Origin of the sequence: Desulfovibrio sp. 1188_IL3213, from assembly GCF_036763145.1 — a bacterium.
In the GTDB taxonomy this organism is placed as follows: domain Bacteria; phylum Desulfobacterota; class Desulfovibrionia; order Desulfovibrionales; family Desulfovibrionaceae; genus Desulfovibrio.
In genome coordinates this window covers 1-5,406 of the sequence record NZ_JBAIYR010000135.1, presented here as the reverse complement: position 1 = coordinate 5,406, position 5,406 = coordinate 1, and the positions used below count along the sequence as shown (strand labels likewise).

12 protein-coding genes, 2 other RNA genes and 1 pseudogene are annotated in these 5,406 nt (G+C 55.0%); all 15 read left to right on the top strand.

Annotation, left to right across the window (positions count from 1 at the left end; all coding sequences use genetic code 11):
* Positions 1-305 (top strand): annotated as a pseudogene (locus V6C16_RS07215) (hypothetical protein); the annotation flags it as partial.
* The gene (locus V6C16_RS07210) at positions 298-615 is read left to right on the top strand and encodes a hypothetical protein (protein ID WP_072311417.1); all 318 of its coding nucleotides are present in this window, start codon (positions 298-300) and stop codon (positions 613-615) included. The pseudogene V6C16_RS07215 and the gene V6C16_RS07210, both read left to right, overlap by 8 nt.
* A gap of 1 nt (position 616) precedes the next feature.
* The gene (locus V6C16_RS07205) at positions 617-1,147 is read left to right on the top strand and encodes a host-nuclease inhibitor Gam family protein (protein WP_072311418.1); all 531 of its coding nucleotides are present in this window, start codon (positions 617-619) and stop codon (positions 1,145-1,147) included.
* Positions 1,148-1,212, top strand: an RNA gene (locus V6C16_RS07200) — hammerhead ribozyme type II. It begins immediately after the preceding gene.
* A gap of 28 nt (positions 1,213-1,240) precedes the next feature.
* Positions 1,241-1,474, top strand: coding sequence for a hypothetical protein (locus V6C16_RS07195; RefSeq protein ID WP_333536154.1), 234 nt, complete (start codon positions 1,241-1,243; stop codon positions 1,472-1,474).
* Between the two features lie 6 nt (positions 1,475-1,480).
* Positions 1,481-2,242 carry an HNH endonuclease signature motif containing protein gene (locus V6C16_RS07190; protein ID WP_333536155.1) on the top strand — a complete coding sequence of 254 codons (762 nt, stop codon included), beginning with the start codon at positions 1,481-1,483 and terminating at the stop codon, positions 2,240-2,242.
* Positions 2,242-2,306: hammerhead ribozyme type II (locus V6C16_RS07185), an RNA gene on the top strand. Before V6C16_RS07190 ends, V6C16_RS07185 begins: the two co-directional genes overlap by 1 nt.
* A 9-nt stretch (positions 2,307-2,315) precedes the next feature.
* Positions 2,316-2,582, top strand: a complete 267-nt coding sequence (locus tag V6C16_RS07180) for a hypothetical protein (RefSeq protein WP_072311419.1) — start codon at positions 2,316-2,318, stop codon at positions 2,580-2,582.
* Between the two features lie 4 nt (positions 2,583-2,586).
* On the top strand, positions 2,587-2,796 hold the full coding sequence (locus tag V6C16_RS07175; RefSeq protein ID WP_296986110.1) for a hypothetical protein: 210 nt from the start codon (positions 2,587-2,589) through the stop codon (positions 2,794-2,796).
* Positions 2,783-3,217, top strand: a complete 435-nt coding sequence (locus V6C16_RS07170; protein WP_333536158.1) for a hypothetical protein — start codon at positions 2,783-2,785, stop codon at positions 3,215-3,217. Before V6C16_RS07175 ends, V6C16_RS07170 begins: the two co-directional genes overlap by 14 nt.
* Positions 3,214-3,639 (top strand): regulatory protein GemA, encoded by a 426-nt coding sequence (locus tag V6C16_RS07165; protein ID WP_333536160.1) that lies wholly within the window; start codon positions 3,214-3,216, stop codon positions 3,637-3,639. The genes V6C16_RS07170 and V6C16_RS07165 overlap by 4 nt, the downstream gene beginning before the upstream one ends.
* Positions 3,640-3,641: 2 nt before the next feature.
* The gene (locus V6C16_RS07160; protein ID WP_333536161.1) at positions 3,642-4,187 is read left to right on the top strand and encodes a hypothetical protein; all 546 of its coding nucleotides are present in this window, start codon (positions 3,642-3,644) and stop codon (positions 4,185-4,187) included.
* A complete protein-coding gene (locus V6C16_RS07155) occupies positions 4,180-4,506 on the top strand; it encodes a DUF4406 domain-containing protein (RefSeq protein ID WP_333536162.1) in 327 nt (108 codons plus the stop codon). Before V6C16_RS07160 ends, V6C16_RS07155 begins: the two co-directional genes overlap by 8 nt.
* On the top strand, positions 4,506-5,012 hold the full coding sequence (locus tag V6C16_RS07150) for a Mor transcription activator family protein (protein ID WP_083577867.1): 507 nt from the start codon (positions 4,506-4,508) through the stop codon (positions 5,010-5,012). The genes V6C16_RS07155 and V6C16_RS07150 overlap by 1 nt, the downstream gene beginning before the upstream one ends.
* Before the next feature lie 115 nt (positions 5,013-5,127).
* The coding region (locus tag V6C16_RS07145) for a pesticin C-terminus-like muramidase (protein ID WP_333542949.1) at positions 5,128-5,406 on the top strand (279 nt) is incomplete at its 3' end.

Here is a 5,406-nt window from a genome sequence, read left to right as displayed (position 1 = left end):
TCGAAGGCCGCACCCTGCGCCAGAAGGCGTGGAACGTGCTGCGCATGGCAAACATGGCAACCGTGGCTGATCTGCTGCGCACTGTATGCGATGGCTCCGAGCGCGGCGCAGAGGACAATCTTAAGAACTACTGCCGCGCACTCTGGCGCGCGGGCATGCTTGGCAAGACGGCCCGCACGGGAGCGTATTTTCTGCGGCCAGACGCCAATACCGGCCCCAAGGCCCCCTCGTATAACCGTGTGGAAAAGACCGTCACAGACCGTAACACGGGCAAAACCGTGTATATCGGGGGCAGTCATGTCTGATTGCTCTCCCGCAGAATGGCGGACGCTGCTTGAGCAGGCTGTTGCCGTCACAAACGTGACTGATGTTGCCCGCCGCCTGGGCGTGGCCCGCAGCAGCTTGAGTCTGCTACTTAACGGCAAATATCCGGGCAGCACGGGCAACATGGCCGCGCGCATCATGGCGACCTTGGCCGTCTGCCCGGTATACGGCGACACTCGCAGTGCTGATATCTGCGCTGCCCGTCGCGCCGCACCTATCCCCACTTCAAACCCCTTCGCGCTCCGCCAGTGGCGGGAGTGCCAACAATGCAACCTGTATACAGGAGAATAACATGGCACGCCTCAAACCTACTCCTATTGTTATTGCCGACAAACGCGAGGCCACAGTGGCTGTGGCCGAAATAGCCGCCCTTGATCGCCAGATGGCGGCCATAGAATGCGACATGCAGGCGGAAATAGACGCAGCCAAAGCCCGTGCGCGCCAACGCGCGAACAGTATTGCCGCTCGCCGCGCAGAGCTTGCAAATGGCGTGGCCGTATGGGCAAAGCTGTATAAAGCAGAGCTGTTTCGCTCGGCTAAAACCCTTGACTTGGGACATGGCAAAATAGGCTTCCGTGCATCCACGGCCATCACCCAAGAACGCGGAGTGACTGTGGAAATGTCCTTAGCCCGCTGCCATGAGCTTGGGCTGACTGACGGCATTCGTCTGAAAGAAGAGTTGAATAAAGAACGTATGCTGGCTTGGCCTGACGAGCGTTTGTCTTTGGTGGGGTGCAAGCGCCAACAGAGAGACACCTTTTTTATTGACATCCCCCAGGAATCCATTCCGACGGATGATGAAACTGTCGCGCAGGCAGTCTAATAGCGAAACCGCCCTGCGGGGCGGTCGTCGGGGCGTGGCGGCTCCGGCCTGATGAGCAGCCAATAGATAAGCGCATGAAAAGGAGACAGTGTTATGGCGAAAAATTCTCTTTCGGCCTTGAACGATCACCTTTTCGCCCAGCTAGAGCGGTTGAGCGATGAGGAATTGACCGGAGAAAAACTGGCAGAAGAAATCACCCGCGCTACTGCTGTTACAACTGTTGCTCGGGAAATTATATCTGGCGGAAACTTAGTTCTTAAAGCAAAAATTGCTGCTGATAATTCAATTTCTGGCACTATCATTGTCCCTAAGATGTTAGAGGGGTAAAATGCTATGAGGAAAAATGGTTATACATCAGAGCAAATTGATTTTCTTGCAACGCATATTAAAAATATGAGTTATTTAGATCTAACAGAAGCCTTCAATGCTCATTTTGGAACTAGTAAATCAAAAGATGCTTTAAAGAGAGCTTGTTATTTCTATAATATGCGTAGTGGCTTTAGGTCGAAGCCTGTGAGGGGTTTAAGGCATAAGTCTGGAGGTGGGAATCATTATACACCGGAACAAATCACTTTTCTTGCGGTGAATGTAGAGGGGATAAGTTATCGCGTTTTGGCAGAAATATTCAATGCTCATTTTGGAACCAATAAAACAGCGAGGTCAATCAGAGATGCGTGCATAAAGCGAGGAATACGTAACGGAAGGAATGGTAATTTTCAAAAAGGGAACATCCCAAAGAATCGTTTTTCAGTCGGCAACACTCCGCCCAATAAACATCCTGTTGGTTTTCAGCGAGTTGAGGGAGGTTTTGTTTTTGTCAAAGTTGCAGAACCGGACATCTGGCGAAAAAAGCATCTTGCTGTATGGGAAAAACAAAACGGACCATTACCAAATGGTGCCATAGTTATATTTGCCGATGGAAATAAAAGAAATTTCCGTCCAGAAAACTTGATACAAATCACGAGAGCTCAATTTTCCTTTTTAAACGCGCATAAGCTTCTTTTTAAGGATGAGGATAGAACGCGTACTGCCGTTCTGCTTTCGCAAGTCGCAACCCGCGTCATTCAATTAAAGAAAGCGAAAAACTTAGAGTAAAGCGAAACCGCCCTGCGGGGCGGTCGTCGGGGCGTGGCGGCTCCGGCCTGATGAGCAGCCAAGGGATAACGCTATGAGAAAAATATGTGCGTATTGCTGGGCCTCTGGTCTTATTGAGTTTGGTTCGCGTTGCCCGTCCGGCGCGCTGCCCCTCATAACCGGGCCTGAAACTGCGGTGAAAAACGCTGTCAATGTCCTTTCTACCCATACCTATGACGGCAAGAGCTTTCTTATCCCCAAGGGGCGTGGCTGGATTAACGGTAATATGGATTCGGCGCTTGAAGATGTGCGCCGCTTTGCTGACGGCCTTAAAGCCCGCGTAATGAGGCAGGAGGACTAAGGCCATGCCCAAGAATCTGCAACGTTTCACCTTGCGCAAAACCGCCGCCAACGCTTGGTACATCCGCGATAACAGCGATGAATCCATCGTGTGCATGGTGCATCGTGGCCGCCGCGACCCGGAGAAAACGCAAGCAATGATCAAGGTCATGCTGCGGGCGCTTAACGATGCTTGCCAGCAGACGCCCAGGGGGATGGAACGTGGACAAGCGTAAATTTCCACATTCATTTAGTGTCAGAATTGACACGCGGCGTACACGGTTTGAGCTGTCGCCCGCCGTGATCTTCGGCGGGCCGGACGGCGCTTACCGGATACGTGTTAACCGTTGCTGGCTTGATGCCTCTGACGGATCGCACCGCTATTTTTTCCGTGAAGCCTTGGCGGGGCTTATTGCCGAGGTTGCCCTTGAGGGCTTTGCAGCAACACCCGAAGCCCCGGACATGCCGTACCCCTGCCGCGTATCTGTATGCCGGTGGGTTGACGGTTTGCCCCGGTACATCGGTACCTGGACGAATTCCGCGCCGATTCTCGACGCATCCGGGCGCTGGATGGTCAATGTCAGCGTGGACGGTACGCGGCTGTTTGTTCCCGTGGAAGACGTGACCGTCCACCCCATAAGGAGAACAAAACCATGAGGACGCAAGACAGCCGTGCCGCAGCGTACCGCAAAGGCTTGATTGCCAGTGTGCATATTGCCGCTGGTGACATGGGCCTTGACGAGGACACATACCGCAACCTGCTTTCATCTGTCACAGGGCGTAATAGCGCAGGCAAGTGCAGCGTGCCGCAGCTCAAGGCCGTGCTGGCAGAAATGCGCAACAAGGGCTGGCAGCCGCGCCCCAGGGCGGGACAATCTACGGCGATACCCGCAGCCCTGCGCCCGCTGCACTCAAAGATTGCCGCTCTGTGTAAAAGCCTTGAGCGCCCCCTGTCCTACGCGGAAGAAATCATAAAACGGCAAACAAAAAATAGCGCCACGCTTGGCACTGCTGACCGCCCGCAACTCACAGCTTGCGTAGCGGCGCTGGTGCGCCAGCAGGGCCGGGAGGGGGAATAATTATGGCTAACACTGACACGATCACGCCGGAAGAGCGGCGTATGTTTGCGGAAGACGCTAAATATGTACTGGCCAGAAGCATGGATATTGAGTTCAAGGCTGCAGCAGAAGCTATCTTGCGCCTCCTAACCGCCCTGGAAGCCGCCGAGGCCCGCGCCGATGAGCTTGAAGGCTCTTTGTCCCGCGCAATTAGCAAACAGTCAGAAATGTCTGACGGCCTTGAAAAGGTAGCTGCGGCTAATCATGCACTTACTGAAAAAGCGCAGAAGGCCAAGGACGAGGGCGGGAAGCTCCGTGAGCAGGTCAGCGCACTACTTGAGCTTAATGAGGCAAACATGGAATTCGTGGTGGCTTGCATCGAAGAAGAAGCGGCAATTGCTGATCATGACGATTCGCATGCCGGGCGAACACCTGACACGAAACTGCGGCTTGAGCGCGTTCAAGCTAGTCTTGTGCTTGCTTACGACAACGTGAATAACGCCCGTGAAAAATGTGAAACGCTGGGATTGAACGTGACGCCTTGGCGGCAGGGGCCGCGTCATGCCTAAAACAATCTACATATCCGGCCCCATGTCAGGCTTGCCTGAATGTAACTATCCTGCCTTTCACGCTGCCGCCGCCGAACTCCGGGCGCTGGGCTATCACGTAGAAAACCCGGCTGAAAATCCAGAGCCGCCATGCAAAAGCTGGGAGGGCTATATGCGCCTTGCCCTTGCCCAGCTTGTGAGGTGCGATCTCAATGTACGGCTGCCGGGCTGGCAAAAATCCAGAGGCGCGGTTGTTGAAAGTTCAATCTCTCGCATGCTTAACATTGCCGTTTGCGATTATGAACGTTTTGTTGAGCATGGGGAAATGGAGGCTATCTAATGCCCACCGCAGCAGAATACTTTGACGCCATGCGGGCTATGCAGGCTGCATGCACCACCAGTCTTAAAACGCTGGACTTTGCCTTGCTGCCGCCGTCCGCGCAAGAGCTTGCCCGCGTTATCGGCCTGTCTGCCGCGCTCACGATGGTAGACTACTACGGTGGTTTGACCCTACGCATCCCGCACGGTGAAACCGAGCAGGGCCGCACGATGTTGGCAGACATTGCCAAACACATCGGGGAGCCGGCCGCCAAAGCGCTGGCGCAAAAATATGCAGCTACAGATGTGTATATTCCCAATTGTAAACCGGCAATGCAGCGGGCGCGTGATGCAGCTCTGCTCGCAGACCGCAAAAACTTGGCAATGGACGGATTGTCCGAGCGGCAAATTGTCACGTGCCTGGCCATCCGTTACCGGCTTACAGAGCGCACAATCTGGCGAACTCTCAAGCGCCCAGCCCCCCCGGTTCCTGCACTGCCCCAGCAGCAGGCAAGCTTACTGACCTGACCAACCGCTGACGTCAACCGCTGACGCGCGCCAGTCTTTCTTTGGCCCGCGCTGCCACTATTGTGGCAGTGCGGGCTTTGCCTTTTTGCGCCCCGCAAAACAACAGGAGGCAGTCATGCCTATTGAAACCGCCCGCATCCGCGCCTTTTTGGCAACGGTCGAGGGCAAACAGCAAACGCAGGGGTACATACCGTGCGACCTTGTAGGCGGGGGAACCGCCAACTACAAGGGCGGCCCCAACCCGGAGCGATACAGGCCCATGGGCGTCAGCGGCGTAACCGTTGGCACAGGTGTTGACCTCGGGCAGACCGACGCCGCAACGCTTGTCCGTATCGGCGTCAGTTCCGCCACGGTCAACAGCCTGCGCCCCTACCTCGGTCAGCGCGAGGCTGCT

Excerpts from the sequence above, each read along its gene's own strand:
- V6C16_RS07150 (WP_083577867.1), top strand. The coding sequence starts at position 4,506 with ATGCCCACCGCAGCAGAATACTTTGACGCCATGCGGGCTATGCAGGCT.
- V6C16_RS07160 (WP_333536161.1), top strand. The coding sequence starts at position 3,642 with ATGGCTAACACTGACACGATCACGCCGGAAGAGCGGCGTATGTTTGCG.
- V6C16_RS07175 (WP_296986110.1), top strand. The coding sequence starts at position 2,587 with ATGCCCAAGAATCTGCAACGTTTCACCTTGCGCAAAACCGCCGCCAAC.
- V6C16_RS07165 (WP_333536160.1), top strand. The coding sequence starts at position 3,214 with ATGAGGACGCAAGACAGCCGTGCCGCAGCGTACCGCAAAGGCTTGATT.
- V6C16_RS07195 (WP_333536154.1), top strand. The coding sequence starts at position 1,241 with ATGGCGAAAAATTCTCTTTCGGCCTTGAACGATCACCTTTTCGCCCAG.
- V6C16_RS07190 (WP_333536155.1), top strand. The coding sequence starts at position 1,481 with ATGAGGAAAAATGGTTATACATCAGAGCAAATTGATTTTCTTGCAACG.
- V6C16_RS07210 (WP_072311417.1), top strand. The coding sequence starts at position 298 with ATGTCTGATTGCTCTCCCGCAGAATGGCGGACGCTGCTTGAGCAGGCT.
- V6C16_RS07205 (WP_072311418.1), top strand. The coding sequence starts at position 617 with ATGGCACGCCTCAAACCTACTCCTATTGTTATTGCCGACAAACGCGAG.
- V6C16_RS07155 (WP_333536162.1), top strand. The coding sequence starts at position 4,180 with ATGCCTAAAACAATCTACATATCCGGCCCCATGTCAGGCTTGCCTGAA.
- V6C16_RS07180 (WP_072311419.1), top strand. The coding sequence starts at position 2,316 with ATGAGAAAAATATGTGCGTATTGCTGGGCCTCTGGTCTTATTGAGTTT.